This is a genomic window from Aquimarina sp. AWH4_224, from assembly GCF_056160245.1.
This window is the reverse complement of the sequence record NZ_JBSWWU010000016.1, coordinates 73,876-91,576: the sequence shown is the minus strand read 5'-3', so window position 1 is coordinate 91,576 and position 17,701 is coordinate 73,876. Positions and strand designations below refer to the sequence as shown.

Here is a 17,701-nt window from a genome sequence, read left to right as displayed (position 1 = left end):
CGATCGCAACTTAATTTAAGTTTAGACAATAGAGAATTTTCTTTCTTCCCTAACCCTCTTAAGTCTGATCAGTTATTGAATATTGAAGGAATAACTGCAAACGATTTTGATCTTCGTATTGTAGATGTTTTAGGGCAAATTGTGTATCAGTCTGAGCCCAACGAAATTTTGGATCTTAACGATTTAACATCAGGCCTTTATTTTATCTTAATTAATAATGAGTCTATAGGAAAATTTGTTAAACAATAGATAAACAAAACCTTATTTAAGAAAAGTCCATTAACTCTTTTAGTTAATGGACTTTGTAATTTTAAAAACATTCTAAATCAGATTTTAACTTTGCTTTAATAGATTTTTGAATATCTTTAGAAATCAAAACACAAAACTTGAAAAACAGATTATCAACTTTCTTAATTTTCCTTTTTCCACTTCTAATGTTTGCTCAAAAAAAAGGACAGATTATCACTGATTTTGGAAAAACATTTGAGGTAGCAAACCCTGATTTCAAAACGGATCTTACTAATGAATTGAAAGTCGTTTTTGATGTAGGAAGAAGTTTTAAGGACACCACAAAAGTAAATCCCCTGATCAATACCGCTGCCAGGTATTTAAACATGCATGTTGATGCGGGAGTGCCTAAAGATAAATTAAGTGTAGCTATCGTAATTCATGGTGCGGCTGCCAATGACATCCTTACAAACGAAAAATACAAAAGTCGTTTTGGCATCGAAAATCCGAACGCGAAATTAATTGCAGATCTTCATAACAATGGTGTACAAGTGATACTTTGCGGACAAACAGCTGCCTACCGAGGAATAAACAGAAGCGATGTACTTCCAGAAATAAAATTTGCTTTATCTGCTATGACTGCCTTGGTACAATTACAAAACGAAAACTACAGACTTATTAATTTTTAATTATAATGAAAACAAACACACTCTCATTTTTAACTGCTCTTTTGTTAGGGTTCTGCTCTTTGCAAGCACAACAAATGGATGCCGATATAGAGGCTATGGCAGAAAAGATAGAATCGAAGGTAATCGAATGGCGGAGAGATTTTCATCAAAACCCTGAATTGTCTAATCGAGAATTTGAAACAGCAAAAAAAATAGCGAAACATTTAAAAGATTTAGGCCTAGAAGTATCTGAAAATATTGCAAAAACAGGAGTCGTTGCTGTATTAAAGGGAGACAATCCAGGTAAAACTATAGCACTACGAGCAGATATTGACGCACTACCGGTTACTGAAAGAGCAGATGTCCCTTTTAAATCTACCGTAAAAACCACTTTTTTGGATACTGAGGTTGGTGTCAGTCATGCATGCGGCCATGATACTCATACTGCTATATTAATGGGTGTTGCGGAGATATTATCCAATCACAAGGACAAAATAAACGGAACGGTAAAATTCATTTTTCAACCTGCAGAAGAAGGTCCTCCTCCAGGCGAAGAAGGAGGTGCTAAATTGATGATTAAAGAAGGGGTACTCAAAAACCCAGATGTAGATGCAATTTTTGGATTACATATTAATTCAGGGACTCCTGTGGGCAAAATACGTTACAAATCGGGTGGTACCATGGCGGCAGTAGAGCGTTTTGTAATTAATGTAAAAGGAAAACAAACTCATGGTTCGGCACCCTGGAGCGGAGTAGATCCTATTCTAATTTCTGCAAAAATTATAGATGGTTTGCAAACCATTATCAGTAGAGAATCTCCTTTGGTAAATGAAGCAGCAGTGATCACCGTTGGAAAAATCACCAGTGGTGTACGATTTAATATTATACCTGAAAGTGCAGAGCTTATAGGTACGGTAAGAACATTAGCTCCCCCTATGAGGGCATTAATCATCCGTAGGATGAAAGAAATGGTCCCTGCTATTGCTAAGGCTTATGGAGGTGAAGCAACCATAAGCTTTCAAAATAATACCTCTATTACCTATAATGATCCAGATCTGGTTAAAAAAATGTTGCCCACCATTCAGAAAGTTGCAGGTAAAGAAAATGTTTTATTGTCAAAGGCAACAACAGGTGGTGAAGACTTCTCGTATTTCCAGGAAGTGGTACCTGGCTTTTATTTCTTCTTAGGTGGTATGAGTCCAAATACAGATCAACCGCCAGCACATCACACTCCTGATTTTTATATCGACGAAAGCGGACTTGTACTTGGAGTAAAAGTAATGTCGCAATTAACTATAGATTATCTTAACGCTCAATAAATAACGTAACTGCTTATGGAAAATATTCTTAATTTTTTAGGTTCGATATCGTGGTGGATATGGATTATTATCGCACTATCGCTTGTCGCCATAAGAGACATATTTTTCAACAAAAAACATACGATTAGTCATAACTTTCCTATCATTGGTCATTTGCGATATTTACTGGAAAGTATCGGCCCAGAAATCAGACAGTACTTTGTTGCCAACAATAGAGAAGAATTGCCTTTTAATCGTATAGAAAGAGGTTGGGTCTATGCCTCTTCAAAAAATGAAAACAATTACGAAGGTTTTGGTACAGATAGGGACATCTATTTACACCAACACCTTTTTGTAAAAAACTGTATGATTCCTTTTAAAACAAGTAAAGAACATCCAAACACAAAGGATAAAAGTTTTCTGCCTTGTGCAAAAGTAATGGGACTTCATAATAAGCGTAGAAAACCGTATCGACCAGGATCGGTAATCAATGTTTCTGCTATGAGTTTTGGTTCTTTATCGGCTAGAGCTGTCGAATCTCTGAATATTGGGGTTCAAAAAGCGAATGCGTATCACAATACAGGTGAAGGAGGACTTTCTCCCTATCATAGCAATGGCGGAGATGTGGTTTTTCATTTTGGAACTGGATATTTTGGTGTAAGAGATAAGGATGGGAATTTTTCTATGAAAAAAATGAAAGAATTGATAGAAAAGAATCCTTTTATCAGAGCGATCGAAATCAAGCTCTCCCAAGGAGCTAAACCTGGTAAAGGAGGTGTGCTTCCCGGAGCCAAAATCACTCCTGAAATAGCAAAAATCAGAGGTGTGGAACAGGGCAAAGATGTACTCTCCCCTTCTACTCATACTGCTTTTTCTGATGTACCAGGGCTTTTAAAATTTATAGAAGATATTGCAGAAGAAACCGGCCTGCCAGTAGGGATTAAAGCTGCAATTGGTAAAACTGAACAATGGGAACTTCTAGCACAACTGATGGTAGAAAGTGGAAAGGGCCCTGATTTTATTACCATTGATGGTGGTGAAGGAGGAACAGGAGCTGCCCCTCCCAGTTTTGCAGATCACGTATCCTTACCATGGGTGTACGGTTTTACAGCGATTTATAAGATTTTTCAAAAGTATAAGCTTGATGAACGTATCGTATTTATTGGCAGTGGGAAATTAGGGTTTCCAGCAAAAGCTGCAATGGCATTCGCAATGGGGGCTGACTGTATCAATGTCGCCAGAGAAGCTATGCTAAGTATTGGTTGTATTCAAGCTCAAATATGCCATACCAACAAATGTCCAAGTGGGGTGGCTACCCAAAGTAAATGGTTACAGAAAGGCATTGATATTCCTCTAAAATCTGATCGCCTAGCTCAATATTTTAAAACTTTTCGAAAAGAATTTATTGAAATTACACACGCTTCTGGTTATGAACACCCGTGCCAATTTACTATGCAAGACATTGATTTGAATGTAGATGACGGAGAACTAACCAAAACTCTAGAAGAATCGTTTCGATATACCAAAACACCGGTCGCATATACCTGTGCACAAGATTTAAAAGAATGTACGTATCTTGGCGGTCATTACCAAAAACTGATTCACGAATAACAATTAAAAAATATTTCTATTACCAATGGATTTTGATATCGTACCTTTACTTATATCTCTGATACCCGCCACACTAATTACTATTATAGCGCTGTATTTTTTCAAGTTACATACCAGTAATGAAGAGAGACGTCGTAGATTTCTATTACATCGAGAAAATCAAAAACAAGCGCTACCTCTTCGTTTACAGGCTTATGAACGCATGGCTTTATTTCTTGAACGTATTTCTCCTGGTAAATTATTAACTAGAATGGCTCCTGTTGGAGATGAAAAAGAGCAATACATTTCGTTATTAGTACATACCATCGATCAAGAATTTGAGCATAATCTCACCCAGCAAATTTATGTTTCTGATGAATGCTGGAATACCATTAAAACAGCAAAAAATACTACCATAGCGATGATCCGAAAAGTTGGATTGAAACCCGAAGTAGATTCTGCAGATAAGCTTAGAGAAGTTCTTCTAACAGAAATTATAGAAAAAGGATCCCCTAGTGATGCTGCACTGACAGGCATTAAGGCAGAAATTAGTGAATTGTTTTAATTTCTATAGTATCTGATATATCAATTAGAGACAAAAAAATCAAAGAAGCCATCCCTTAAAAAGGATGGCTTCTTTTTATCTAATTAATTATACGTACGGCAAAAAATATTAATGAACATGTGATAAAACAGAATCATAGTATTCCTTAATTGAATCCCGATTATCAGTAATGGTTTTTAATGCTTCATCTTTTTGTTTAGTCGTTTTAATCGCTTGCCAGATTTCCATACTAGCTCCAAAAACTCCGGCGATAGCACCTACTCCAGCAGAAATCTTATCGCAAGTAGTCATTGTTTTAGTCCAACGACCTTCCATACCTTCAGGTATTGGATCTCCTTCAATTGCATTCCATGATGTTTTTATAGAATTGTAATTTTTATACACGTTGTACGATAACTTAGCTCCAAAAACTACAGTTCCTATAATCGCTCCTACCAACTGCGCAACTTCTTGACTTATTTCTGTCATTGCTTCAGTAGCTTGTTTAATTTCCGTAGGGTTTTCTGCAGAAACAACGGCATATAACTTATCTCCCAAATTAGGTAATTTGGCAGCCAAATCGTTAGTGTCGATACATAGTTTTTTAACGGCATCAAACAATTGATCATCTGTCAATCCAGGTGTTTTTACATCAATAACATAAATTAATGAGTACAGACTTGAGTCTCCTCGGTAACTAGCCATACCAGCATTTAAACGACCTAAAGTTAGGATTTCAGCAGATCTAGCATCATTCCAAACTTTAGCAGGCGCCAATTCTGGCTGTTGATCAATGGTTGTTTTAAGACTATTTGCTTCTGTAACAATTTTTGGTCCTTTCTTTTCCAGATCTATTTCTAATCCTAAGGCGGTTGCCATAGTTGCCAAGGCAGCTCCGTCACAAATCACAGAAACCAAAGGAAAGAATGAGAAAATGGACCCAGCAGCCATTGCTGTTTGCGATGCTGCCATTAAACTTTGTTCTGCAATTTCTTCATCAAAGAAAGATGATACATCTGAGTACACTTTGTTATAAACCCGATCAATTGCTGCATGCACTTGGTCAAGAGATAAACTGTTTAAACTAGGTGTCTGTCGGTATGCAGTAATCGCATTACGGATCATCGTTTCTGCTTCACTTTGAGTTACTTTAGTGATAATTGTGGATTGTCCGCTAAGCAAAACACCCAAGATTTCTAGCATATTCACTAAAGCATTTACAAGTATTCTCTTATCAGCATCACTTGCAGGTGGCAACACGCTTTTCGCAGTTGTTTTTACATTCTCTACTGTAATATTCTCCGTTTGATACTTTGCAAAACCAAAATACCCTTGAATAGGAACCGTATCATTGGTATAGGTTGCTTTGGCATATGGCTTCCCATTTATGGAATACGTTGCAGATGTACTATCAATACTACAAGAAACAGAGAATTTAGCACCCACAGCAGGTTTAAACGGAGGTGACAGTCGATCTACTTTTGGAAAATCACGAAATAAATCGGTTCTAAAGGTAAAATCATCACGATGTGGCGATGCATACCAAGATAAAGCATCGCAAGAGGCACTGTCCCATTCGGATCTAGTGAAGGAAAAGCATGGTAGAAACTCATCTGATTCACTACCGCAAATTACATCGTAGCTAATAGTTGCAGGAAGCGTGTACATGTCTGGTAACCAAACATATTGATCTGTAATCTTAAAAGACTCCGGAATTTTTGTTGGTAATACTTGCATAATATATTTGTTTTTGGTTATACACAAATATCTATATCACGAAAGCCTCATACCAGAGAGTAAATCACTATTTTAACAAAATTGGTATAATTACTGAGAACAAAATATTTAACCATTGAAAGAGCAGGTTTATCCCGCCATATCAATATCCTTAAGTTTATTTTCTTCGGCTTGTTTAGCCTTTTGTTCGGCATATTCAAAACCTTGACGCCACCAGCTACGCATTAATTTTTTATTGAAGACCAAAGAGTTTTCCGTAAGTTTTGAAGGAGTGTAATATAAGTTGAGAGGAACATCTTTGTTTACGGCTGCTAGTTTACCGAGAACGGTATCATGTCCTTCTACCTGATCCAACATATATCCAAACAAGTTGACCATCAAAGAAAACGGATTTTTACCTAATACTTTGTTATGCTCCATATTCTCGGATTCCAGAATAATAGCATCTACCTCTGTTGCCCCTCTCTTTATAGCTTCTCTGATAGGAACCATACATCCAAACCCTCCATCAGCATACTCACAACCATTTTTGGTAGCTAAGCTCATAAAAGGAATATAATTGCAAGAAATCCAGATCCAATCACAAAAATCCTCATAAGAAAAATCGTTGATCGATTTGTATTCCGTTTTACTTTTGGTAAGATTAGAAACGGTTACTACTACATCCTCTACACGTTCCTGTGCCATTCTAAATTCTAATTCTGTAAAATTTCTTCGTATGGCCCGACGCAGATTTTTACTTTCTCCAAATGTTCTTTTCAACTTGATAAATTGCCACAATGAAGACAAAAAATTAATAGAAACGAATTCTCTGTTTCCTTTTTTTCGTACTCGAAAAGGATTTACGTTAAAAATCGTTCGTTGATTTACGTTAGTGTAAATATCATAGACCTTCTCGACATTGCCCAACGCCAATTGCGGAATTAATAAACTCCCAGTAGAAGTTCCCAAAAACAAATCGTATTTCTTTCCTTGTTCCTGAATCAAATATTGAGCAACGCCTCCTGCATAGGCTCCTTTACTTCCTCCTCCTGATATAACTAGGGCTTTCATATTACAGTCTATTAGATAGGTTCTTTTGTTTTGCAAATTTGTAGCCTCTTGTCCACCACTCTGTCATTTTTTCTTTATCAAAAATCAACGAATTTGTAGTTAACACTGTAGGCGTATAATACAAATCCATAGCTACATTGTATTCTTTTGCCTGAAATTTGCCAATTCTAATATTTTGATGTTCGATTTGGTCCATCATAAAATTTACCATATTGGTAATCAGAGAAAATGGGTTTTTGGTAGGCATACGATTGAGGTAATTCACTTCGGTCTCCAAAACAATTACATCCAGCTCTGTTGCTCCTCTTCGGATAGCTTCTTCTATAGGTACCATTGACCCCAATCCACCATCTACATAATCACAATTATTTTTACGTACTAAACTCATAAAAGGTGGGTAATTGCAAGAAATCCAGATCCAATCCAAAAAATCTTCATACTCACATTCTTTAACGGACTTATACTCTACTTTATTTGTAGAAAGGTTAGTAACTGTTACGATTACCTCTGGGTAATTGAACTTCAAAGTTTCAAAAAAGGTTTCCGAGATGGCAGATTCTATGAGATCTCTAAGGTTTCGACTATCCCCAAAAGACTTTCGTTTCTTTAGTAAATTACGAAGTACATTAAAATGATTGATACTAATATTGGTATATCCTCTTTTCTTTTTAACAATAAAAGGACAGTTTCTGAATATCGAAGATTGGTTTACTGAAGTGTAGAATTTTTTGATTTCTTCAATCTTGGAGAGTGCCAAATGAGATACCAACAAACTACCCGTAGAAGTACCTATAAAAAGATCGTACTTCCTGCCCAAATCATTAATTAGATACTGTGCAACTCCTCCAGCAAAGGCTCCTTTGCTTCCTCCGCCAGAAATTACCAATGCTCGCATATTTTACATTATGGGGTTAATTTTTTTTGTAAAAAATCCTGTTGATTTTTTGGTAAACTATTCTTTAAATCTACATATTTCTTTCGATATTTTTCTTCTTTCAAGAGTTTATCTAATATTTTTCGACACGAATTTCTAAAACGCCAATTGTGATGCGTAGCACCATCTACCAGATCTATCATAGACTGCTCTGAAAACGCCTGTAAACTCTCCAAATAGGCAAATGCATTTTCTCTCGTACTAAAATTGTATTTGGATGAAGTGTAACCTGATAATTCTTGGAAAAAACCTTGATGATTTTGCGTTTGATACTCTTGGGTGCTTAATGCTAAAACCAACCATAGAATCCTCACATTTTTATCATTGAATCCTATTATTTCTTTAGTGCTTTCCAAATATTCACTTCGTTTTTCTGGGAAATTTGCCCACAAATGGTACAATGCAGGTTCTATGGTAGCATACGAATCATCTTTCAGTAATGACTCGTATTGTTCTTGTAATCCTTTGGGTATTTTACTCAAGGTACTTGCTATAGCTTGTCTAACAAATATATTGTTCGTTTCGAATGCCTGATCGTATAGAGCGATTACTTCTGGAGAGGTATCTCCTGCGAGTTGGTATACTACTTCCTGCCCGATATAATCATTAACCGGAAAATCAAGTGATTTTGCAAGCGTTCCCCATTTGCCCGCTATGGGCTGTGTGCGCTCTTGGGCTAAGCCGAGGTACTTTTTGATAAAAGCTGATTTGGTTAAAATATCCAAAGCTTGTTGCGATGGAAACTCAACGTTTTCTAACCATAAGGTCACAAAATCATCTAATTCTTTACCGGATACCTCTTCTGCAATATCAAAAAAGTTTGCCGTCTCGACATTCTTAAACTTATACTTTTCTAGGAAGTTATGTATTGTAATCTTAAAACTGGTATCTCCTATAAGATCTCGAAGCGCATATAACACCCAAGCTCCTCGTTGATAGAACGTTAATGAACTTGCTTTGGGGTCTAACAACGAAGTAGCTTGTTTTGACTTTGATAATTCTGTAAGCTGCTCTGCACTTTCATACAATTTGTACAAAAAATAATCTTCTCCAAAAATATCCTTCTCTACCAAAAGTGCATAATAAGTAGCAAAGCCTTCTTGCAACCAATGGTGAGTTCCTTCGGTTTCGGTAATCAAATCACCAAACCACTGATGGGCCAGTTCGTGAGCGTTTACATTGATATAGTTTCTATCAACAAATGCGATCTCATCCACTAGAAAAGCATCAGAGAAAATAGTGGTTCCCGTATTTTCCATACCTGCATATAGAAAATCCTTAACAGGTATTTGTTTATAATTCTGCCATGGATAAGCATATCCTATTTCGTCTTCCAAAAAATCAAACATGCGCTTACTGTGCTTATACGTAGACTCAAATTTGTCTTTTGCCTCCGGATAAAAGTACATTTCCAATGGGATACCACTGGCTGATGTTTCCACCACCTTTTCATACTTCCCTGCTGCAAACGCTAGTAAATAACTACTCATTGGGAATTGCATATCATACTGCCAACGATTAACCGAATCATTGATAGCTTCCATTTTTTCAAGCTTACCATTTGCAATTACCTCAAAACCTTTTTTAAAATCGATAGTAAGATCAAATTCCACCTTTTCATTCATATCGTCAAAACTAGGTACCCAATTTGAAGAATATTTCCCTTGGCCCTGTGTCCAAATCTGATCATTTCCGGTATAATCCTTAACGAAATACAATGCTTTTGTGGGTGAAGCAGTATAACTCACTGATACTTTATGAGTATTGCCTTGTTTAAAATCTGATTGAACTAGGATTTTGGAATCATCATATTCAAATTTGACTTCTTTGTTGTCTAAAGCAACCGATTTAATCGTCATTTTTTGAGCATCAATCCAAAAAGACGGTGTATTACTTACTACCTCAAAGTCGTATGTCACCATACCTTTAATTTGTTTCTGCTCTGGAAATAAGGAAATCCTAACTTTTGCATTGCTAAAATCTACAAAAGGTTGTGCTTTTAAACTTATTTTTTTGACACTTGTACCCGTTTCTTGAGCAAAAAGGGACAGTGAAAAAATGGTACACAACTTATATATAAAAAGCCTCATAAAATTGGTAAATCAAATGTTTTGCCAAAATAACGAATTTACAGCAGCATTGTGACAAATTTGGCATTGAACAATATGTCAATAAGTACTATATTCGTCCTAATGAATACTAATATCTTACAAACACCAATAGATTACTTAAAAGGCGTTGGACCTTCTCGCGCGGATCTTTTGCGTTCAGAATTAGGAATTCATACCTATCAGGATTTGATCAATTTATTTCCGAACCGATATATTGACAAAACTCACTATTACAAGATTAATCAATTGCAAAGAACTTCTGCCGAAGTACAAATAGTAGGTAAAATTGTTCATATCAAAACCGTAGAGCAAAAAAGAGGAAAACGTCTTGTTGCCAAATTTATTGATGATACCGGAGAGATGGAACTGGTTTGGTTTAGAGGACACAAATGGATTCGAGAAAACCTGAAACTCAATACATCCTATGTAATTTTTGGTAAAACAAAGTATTATAACGGGTATAGCATGCCGCATCCAGAAATGGAACTGCTCGCAGAACATGAGCAAAACCTGAGAACGGTTATGCAACCGGTATACCCTTCTACAGAAAAATTATCGAACAAAGGGATTACCAATCGTGTGATCATGAAGATGATGCAGCAATTGTTTGTAGAAACTAAGGTGCGTTTCTATGATACCCTTTCTAAAGAAATTCTGGAGGAGCTAAAACTGATTTCAAAAAGTGAAGCCATTTTTAATGTACATTTTCCAAAAAGTCAGGAATTGCTGTCCAAGGCTCAATACCGACTTAAATTTGAAGAGCTATTTTATATTCAACTCCAATTAATCTCCAAAAAACTGATCCGAAAACAGAAAATAAAAGGGTATCCTTTTATAGAAGTAGGTACTTATTTCAATACTTTTTACAAAGAGCATTTGCCTTTCGAACTCACGAATGCTCAAAAAAGAGTGATTAAAGAAATTCGAAATGATATTGGTAGTAGTGCGCAGATGAATCGATTGCTACAAGGAGATGTAGGTTCTGGGAAAACGATTGTAGGACTAATGGCCATGTTATTGGCTATCGATAATAATTTCCAGGCTTGTTTGATGGCTCCTACAGCTATTTTGGCAAACCAACACTACCAAGGTATTACAGAACTTACCAAAGACATGGATATCAATGTAAAACTGTTGATGGGGAGTTCTACTGCCAAAGAACGAAAAATAATACATCAGGAATTAGAAGACGGATCTCTACATATTCTAATTGGTACGCATGCTGTTTTGGAAGATAAAGTACAATTCAAAAATTTAGGATTGGCCATTATCGATGAGCAGCATCGATTTGGGGTAGCACAACGCTCAAAATTATGGCACAAAAATGATTACCCTCCCCATGTTCTGGTAATGACTGCTACACCCATACCCAGGACTTTGGCGATGAGTTTGTATGGAGATCTGGACATTTCAGTTATTGATGAATTACCACCAGGTCGAAAAGCCATCAAAACAGTGCATCGATATGATAGTAACCGATTAAAGGTGTTTAAATTTATTGCCGATGAAATCCAAAAAGGAAGACAGATCTATATTGTTTATCCTTTGATACAAGAGTCTGAAGCCATGGATTATAAAGATCTGATGGATGGATATGAAAGTATTGCCCGCTCCTTCCCTATGCCTAATTATCAGATTTCTATTGTACATGGTAAAATGAAACCTGCCGACAAAGACTATGAGATGGAACGTTTTGTAAAAGGTGAAACCCAAATTATGGTCGCAACAACGGTGATTGAAGTTGGGGTGAATGTGCCTAATGCCAGTGTTATGATTATCGAAAGTGCAGAGCGTTTTGGACTTTCTCAACTACATCAATTACGAGGACGTGTAGGACGAGGTGCAGAACAAAGCTATTGCATCCTTATGACCAGTCACAAATTATCATCAGACAGTAAGACAAGACTTGAAACCATGGTAAGAACCAATGATGGATTTGATATTGCCGAAGTTGATCTTAAACTTAGAGGACCTGGAGATATTATGGGTACGCAGCAAAGCGGTGTTTTGAATCTGAAAATAGCAGATATCGTAAAGGACAACGAGATTTTAAAAACAGCTCGGTACTACGCCATGAAAGTGTTAAAAGAAGATCCTTCTTTGGCGATGGACAAAAACAAAGTACTGCTATACACCTATCAGCAAATGGCAAAACATAAGAATATCTGGAACTACATCAGTTAGTCTATCATAAATCACCTACTCTTCCGTTATTATACATAAATGAATTAGTATGCGATTTTTATTTGTTCTTACACTAGGTTGCCTTTTATATTGTACTTCTAATTTTGCACAACATCTTGACGAAAAGGATTGGTATACCCTTTCAGATTTAGCATCATCAGGAAACATGTCTGCTTTTAATTCACATTTAAAACAAAGAAATTTCTTAGAGGTACAAGAACCTAATGAAAAATATGTTTTTTACCAATGGAATCAGGAAAGCCCTTATTTTTATGGTGTTCGTATCAACAAGAAAACCAAACAAGTCGCCTATCTTACTAACGATAATAATTATGTACTTACGTTGTTATCCAAATTTTTGACCAAGTATACCCTATCCAAATCTGATAAAAAAGAAAACGCTACTACCCATGTTTTTCAGTCTCCAAATAAAGTATTGGCGATCAAACTGGACACAAAAGACAAAAAAGGAACACATTTATTATTTGCCTCTAATAATTAAAAATAAATTGAGAAAAGAATTCTAAATGCTTATTAGCCATATTTAATTCTTATTTTGGTCCTGGATTTTTTATATACTATTCCTGACATTAGAGGATATTATTGACTTCCTTACCAATAATTACAAATAAGAAAACTTTGGATAATATTGAATCACAAAATGATTACATAAAAAGAATAAATAATGTCTTTGTTTATATCGATAATCATTTGGACTCTCCCCTTTCTTTAGAATCTATAGCCACTATTGCGCACTACTCCCCTTTTCACTTTCATAGAGTATTTAAATTGATTACAGGAGAACCTCTGAACGTCTACATTACTCGAAAACGAATCGAAAAAACAGCAGCCTTGCTCTCTCGTCGAAAAGACATTTCAATTACTGATATATATACTCGATATGGTTTTGGTAGCAGCTCTGCGTTTTCGAAAGCATTTAAGAAATTTTATGGAATAAGCCCTTCTCAATTCAGAGAACAAACACCTAGCAAATATAGCAAGATAAGGAAAGTCAAAAGCAAGAATGGACAACAAGAGCTTCTGTTCGAAGAATACATTTGTAACACTATTAATCTTAAAAAATGGGTTACCATGAACGCAAAAATAGAAGTAAAAGAAATGCCACAAACCGAACTAGCCTATGTAACCGCTATAGGCGCTCAAAACTTAGGAAAAGCTTATGACAGTTTGATGAAATGGGCAATTCCCAAAGGGTTGTTAGATATTCCGGAAACAAAAGTGATCACTATTTATCATGATAGTTTTAAAATCACTGCTCCAGATAAAGTACGAATGAGCGCTTGTATCGCTATTGATGGTTCTGTAAAATTAGGTAATGAATTGGGACGCATACAGATCCCTAATAGCAGATGTATTGTTGGTAGTTATACCATTGGTGTAGAAGAATTTGAAAAAGCATGGACGGGCTTATTTGTATGGATGAATGAAAATGGATACAAAAAAGCAGCCCAAGATCCATATGAAATCTACCATAACAACTTTAATGAGCATCCAGAAAAAAAGTGTATCGTAGACTTCTGCATTCCTGTGGAATAAGTATTACACGGGTAATATAAAATTCTTTATAAAACGAACGATTCCATTTTTTGAGGGGCCTTTTACATCGGCATCGATAAGAATGAGATCGTTCTCTTTCTTTTTAAGATAAATCCCACTCATAAATACATCGACCAGATTTAATTCAGATTCTACATTAAAACGTGTATTTTTTTGCCAGGCCATTATCCTGCTAGTGGCCACACTAGCATTGGCTGTAACATGATCTGCAGTGATCGGTTCTCCTTTGGTAAGCAAAATTAGTTTCCCTGGTCCCTTGGCCGTGGTAAATATAATACGCCCAAAAAGCAAGGAGGTCAAACGCAAACTCACTAGAGCAGAGATCGTAATCCCTTCACTCATTCCCACAAAATTTTTGAAATGAAACACCACTTCTTCCCCTTCTCGTATATCCCACTCTACAAACTCATGACTTCCCATAGCTTTAAAATAGACTTCTTCAGGCCTGGATTTTAGAATGACCTTGTTCATAGCATAGTTTCGAGTTAAAATTCTGCCTACAATTGCTGATTTCCATTGAGGAATAGAAAATTTAGGAGCCCTACCACTAGGTTCAAAAGATCGGGATAAATAGTAGTCTTCATTTACTGTTTTTGGATCTATATGAAATTCGTTACCATGTTTTATCAACTTCCCTCTGGACTGAATATCATTAGATTCTAACAGTGTAACATAGTTTTCATCGTCTGAAGAGAATGCAACTCTCGAAAACACATACATAAAACTCTTTAGGATTAAAAAGCCAAAAGCAATATCCAAAAGCAGATTGATAAAAATAATCATGTCAAAACTAGATTGCACTGTAAATTTCATGTACCCAATCGCCCCATCTATCTCTTGGTTTATTGCAGCATTAATCTGTTCTGTAGATTGCTTGACCTCTTCTTCTGTACTATTTGCAGAGTTTCGTACCATTTCGGTGAGTCCCGATAGCATCAATCTGCGTTGTTCTGAATAGGTATCTCGTACCGTTTCTTTTGCACTGTTCTTTGCCTGACACGGAAAATTGAGTTTCCCCCAAAACCCACAATCTTCATCCTTAAAGAAAGGAGCTATATCCGTAAGTTTTGGTTTAAAAACTCCCTTATATACCTCCCCAACTTCTTCATCTAGTTTTTCGGTTTTATTTTTGACAATGGTATTCATTCTGCCTGTTCCATTCTCTACAGCTTCCTTCATACATATCATTTCTGCTTCCAATGAATACTCTAAATCTTTTTCAAATTGATCCCGTTTGTACTTTCTACTTTGATCTGTAGATTCCATAAAAGTGTGATCATAAATCTGATCGATTGCTGCTTTATTCGCTTTTGAACTTATAATTGCCCCGGGAATAATAAAAATCAATAAAGGAGACCAATACAGAAAGGATTTCGCCATAAGAAACAAGGTTCGTTTCATCCCTGTTTCCTTGAAAATTGAGATGTTCTGTTTTAAAGCTAGATATAAGAAGCGAACAAGAATTGTATACGTAAGAAAAAGTATAAGGTGCTGGATATCGAGCAAAATCCAAATGACAACCAAAATCAACACAAATGGTAGTGATCGTAGTTTTCCTTCTTTGATGAAGTATAAAAATGCAATTTTATAGCATGCAAAATGAAGAATCCCTATCAACGCTTCATATTGCTCTAAAGAGACATTTTCTGAAGTACCTACCAAATGCACATATCCAGCAAAAAAAGCTGGCAACAAGCCCAAAATTCGGGAATAGCTTCTACCATGCATTACCAGTAATAGGGCAATTGGGATTAGATATAAAGGTATTGAATACAATAACCGGAACTCTTCATGAACATGAAACTTGGTTATCGAAAACCCAAAAACAGCAAAAAGAGAAAAGTCTTCTATTGCCGGTAGAATTCCTAATAAAACAATGAATAAAAAGAGACCTTTTGGCCCATCACTATACAGCCGTTGTTTAAGACGTGTGAAATCTATCATCCCCAAAGATAAAGTTGGTTATTTCCTTACAAGATAGGTAATTACCAATAAATCCTACTACATCTATAAAATTTAAAGATGATAAAGGAGAAAAAAAGAACTACTTAAGCGATTAGTTTTGATAATTAAAAATAGGCTGTATGTATCCATCTTTTTGGAACTGATGTGTGCTCCATGAAGGAACAAAATATCCAGATACATCAGCATTAGTAGTATAGTTTCTAAGAAAAGCTTTTTCTCGCAGTCTATGAATCGCTTCCACATATTTTTTGCTACTACTTGTTGGAGTTACAATACATAATGATCGTAACTTCGAGATAATTTTCTGTTTCTTGTCCTTGATAATAGCCACATCAATATCCTGATCATTAAAATCTCTAATCAACTCCTGTAGTTGTTGTTGTATAGTACTGGTAAACGAAGCCGATACTTTATGCCTCAAAATGGTAGTAATATGATTTGTTTTTCTGTAAGCGAGGGTAATAATAAACACTGTCGTTGCCAACATAAACAACATAAAACCAATATTTAAATTATCAAATAACTCTAAAGCTGCCAGAGCCCCTGGTATCATTATCCCAGATAATATTTGAGCTACAATAACTATAAGTCGTTGTCTTTCTAATTTTTTAATCCACGCCTTTTGCGCCTTATGCACTTGTGAGACATTGTTTTTTAATTCTTTAAGTTGTCTATTTACAGCAACTGTATCTGGAAAATCGTTCCCAAAGATTTCCTTCCATTTTTGAGCTGCCAACCAAGGTTCATTTCCTCTTGAAAAAATGATTGCGCTTTCTGCTTTATGATATGCCATGATTGCCTTGTATCTGAAATTTAATGCATTTGGAATCACAAGAAATCCACCGATATGATTCCATTCCTTTTTGAATGTCCTTTGATTAGTAAGAAATTCGAAGAAATCCTTACACATAATATCATAATAAGAATAGGACTCTTTCTTATAGGACCAGGAATTCAAAAAGTTACAGACTAAGGTATCTATTAGCGCATCTTCAATCGGAATTTCACAATGCCATTTCCATGCTTTTGCCATTTTACACAACTGCGTAAAATTATGAAGAACCTCTTCATCTTCAATCTTTATGATTTCTTCCTCTTTTCGGAAATTCTTTTCCTTCCAACTCCCTCCTTTGCATAAATCTGCATAAAGGTGATGGGTATTATCTTTATAAAATACTGGAGCAATAAAAAAGTACATCCCGTCGAAAAAACGAACTCTAATGCCAAAATCTCCATTTTCGATTGTTGTATTTGGATATACAGAAGCTATCGATTTCCGAACAGCATTCAAGAATTTAAATTGTGCTTTACCCTTCTCATTAGCGTATTTGGAGAGCAATTGAGACGGCATTTCAAATATCATTTCTACTTTATCCATGTTTCCACTTGCCGTTCCTCTACCATAGCTACCTACATAGATACCGCCATCATCGGTATTTATATCCCAAAAGTCATTATTCAATTTTTTACAGATAGCGTTATAACGGAGTGTAATGATCGATTTTTTGTTTTCAGACACTTGTAAACGATCACAAAACACATTAAAATTAGTAGATATGTTCATTCTTCAATTATATTTCCAATTACACAAAAATTGTTATTCATTTGATCAGCATTGCAATTAGATCAATGAATTATACCAAACGGCATATACATTAAGTATACGTAACTAAAAACCCGGACTGACTTGTGAGAAAATTAGGCTTTGGGGAAGGCCTTACTAGATACTTAGAAATGAATATAGATCATTGAGGGATGATCTAACCAAGACTCAGTAAAAATAATTCTTATTCATAGCTTTCTTTTAAGTA

14 protein-coding genes are annotated in these 17,701 nt (G+C 35.7%); 8 read left to right on the top strand and 6 right to left on the bottom strand.

Annotated features, from left to right (window positions below; genetic code table 11):
- The 5 genes from ACXAGJ_RS22870 to ACXAGJ_RS22850 form a co-directional block, all read left to right on the top strand.
- Positions 1-249: T9SS type A sorting domain-containing protein (locus tag ACXAGJ_RS22870; RefSeq protein ID WP_474843277.1), on the top strand; the 249-nt coding region annotated here is incomplete at its 5' end.
- Positions 250-386: 137 nt separating this feature from the next.
- Complete coding sequence (locus ACXAGJ_RS22865) at positions 387-917, top strand: DsrE family protein (RefSeq protein WP_474843276.1); 531 nt, start codon at positions 387-389, stop codon at positions 915-917.
- Positions 918-922: 5 nt separating this feature from the next.
- Complete coding sequence (locus ACXAGJ_RS22860) at positions 923-2,215, top strand: amidohydrolase (protein ID WP_474843274.1); 1,293 nt, start codon at positions 923-925, stop codon at positions 2,213-2,215.
- A gap of 15 nt (positions 2,216-2,230) precedes the next feature.
- Positions 2,231-3,805: an FMN-binding glutamate synthase family protein gene (locus ACXAGJ_RS22855; protein WP_474843272.1), complete on the top strand. Its 1,575-nt coding sequence runs from the start codon at positions 2,231-2,233 to the stop codon at positions 3,803-3,805.
- 25 nt (positions 3,806-3,830) lie between these two features.
- The gene (locus tag ACXAGJ_RS22850) at positions 3,831-4,349 is read left to right on the top strand and encodes a DUF7935 family protein (protein WP_474843270.1); all 519 of its coding nucleotides are present in this window, start codon (positions 3,831-3,833) and stop codon (positions 4,347-4,349) included.
- 108 nt (positions 4,350-4,457) lie between these two features.
- Here ACXAGJ_RS22850 and ACXAGJ_RS22845 read toward each other — a convergent pair whose 3' ends face one another.
- The 4 genes from ACXAGJ_RS22845 to ACXAGJ_RS22830 all read right to left on the bottom strand — a co-directional run bounded on the left by ACXAGJ_RS22845 (position 4,458) and on the right by ACXAGJ_RS22830 (position 10,142).
- The gene (locus tag ACXAGJ_RS22845) at positions 4,458-6,065 is read right to left on the bottom strand and encodes a hypothetical protein (protein WP_474843268.1); all 1,608 of its coding nucleotides are present in this window, start codon (positions 6,063-6,065) and stop codon (positions 4,458-4,460) included.
- A 129-nt stretch (positions 6,066-6,194) separates the two neighbouring features.
- Positions 6,195-7,118, bottom strand: coding sequence for a patatin-like phospholipase family protein (locus tag ACXAGJ_RS22840; RefSeq protein WP_474843266.1), 924 nt, complete (start codon positions 7,116-7,118; stop codon positions 6,195-6,197).
- A gap of 1 nt (position 7,119) precedes the next feature.
- Positions 7,120-8,013, bottom strand: coding sequence for a patatin-like phospholipase family protein (locus ACXAGJ_RS22835; RefSeq protein WP_073314222.1), 894 nt, complete (start codon positions 8,011-8,013; stop codon positions 7,120-7,122).
- A gap of 8 nt (positions 8,014-8,021) precedes the next feature.
- Positions 8,022-10,142: a M1 family metallopeptidase gene (locus ACXAGJ_RS22830; RefSeq protein WP_474843264.1), complete on the bottom strand. Its 2,121-nt coding sequence runs from the start codon at positions 10,140-10,142 to the stop codon at positions 8,022-8,024.
- A gap of 102 nt (positions 10,143-10,244) precedes the next feature.
- Between ACXAGJ_RS22830 and recG the strand changes: the two genes are divergently transcribed.
- The 3 genes from recG to ACXAGJ_RS22815 all read left to right on the top strand — a co-directional run bounded on the left by recG (position 10,245) and on the right by ACXAGJ_RS22815 (position 13,904).
- The gene (gene recG / locus ACXAGJ_RS22825; RefSeq protein ID WP_474843262.1) at positions 10,245-12,347 is read left to right on the top strand and encodes an ATP-dependent DNA helicase RecG; all 2,103 of its coding nucleotides are present in this window, start codon (positions 10,245-10,247) and stop codon (positions 12,345-12,347) included.
- A gap of 49 nt (positions 12,348-12,396) precedes the next feature.
- Positions 12,397-12,849, top strand: coding sequence for a hypothetical protein (locus ACXAGJ_RS22820; RefSeq protein WP_474843261.1), 453 nt, complete (start codon positions 12,397-12,399; stop codon positions 12,847-12,849).
- Between the two features lie 137 nt (positions 12,850-12,986).
- The gene (locus ACXAGJ_RS22815; RefSeq protein ID WP_474843259.1) at positions 12,987-13,904 is read left to right on the top strand and encodes an AraC family transcriptional regulator; all 918 of its coding nucleotides are present in this window, start codon (positions 12,987-12,989) and stop codon (positions 13,902-13,904) included.
- A gap of 3 nt (positions 13,905-13,907) precedes the next feature.
- Here ACXAGJ_RS22815 and ACXAGJ_RS22810 read toward each other — a convergent pair whose 3' ends face one another.
- Complete coding sequence (locus ACXAGJ_RS22810; protein ID WP_474843257.1) at positions 13,908-15,869, bottom strand: AIM24 family protein; 1,962 nt, start codon at positions 15,867-15,869, stop codon at positions 13,908-13,910.
- Positions 15,870-15,981: 112 nt separating this feature from the next.
- On the bottom strand, positions 15,982-17,454 hold the full coding sequence (locus ACXAGJ_RS22805; protein WP_474843255.1) for an SMODS domain-containing nucleotidyltransferase: 1,473 nt from the start codon (positions 17,452-17,454) through the stop codon (positions 15,982-15,984).
- Positions 17,455-17,701: the final 247 nt, after the last annotated feature.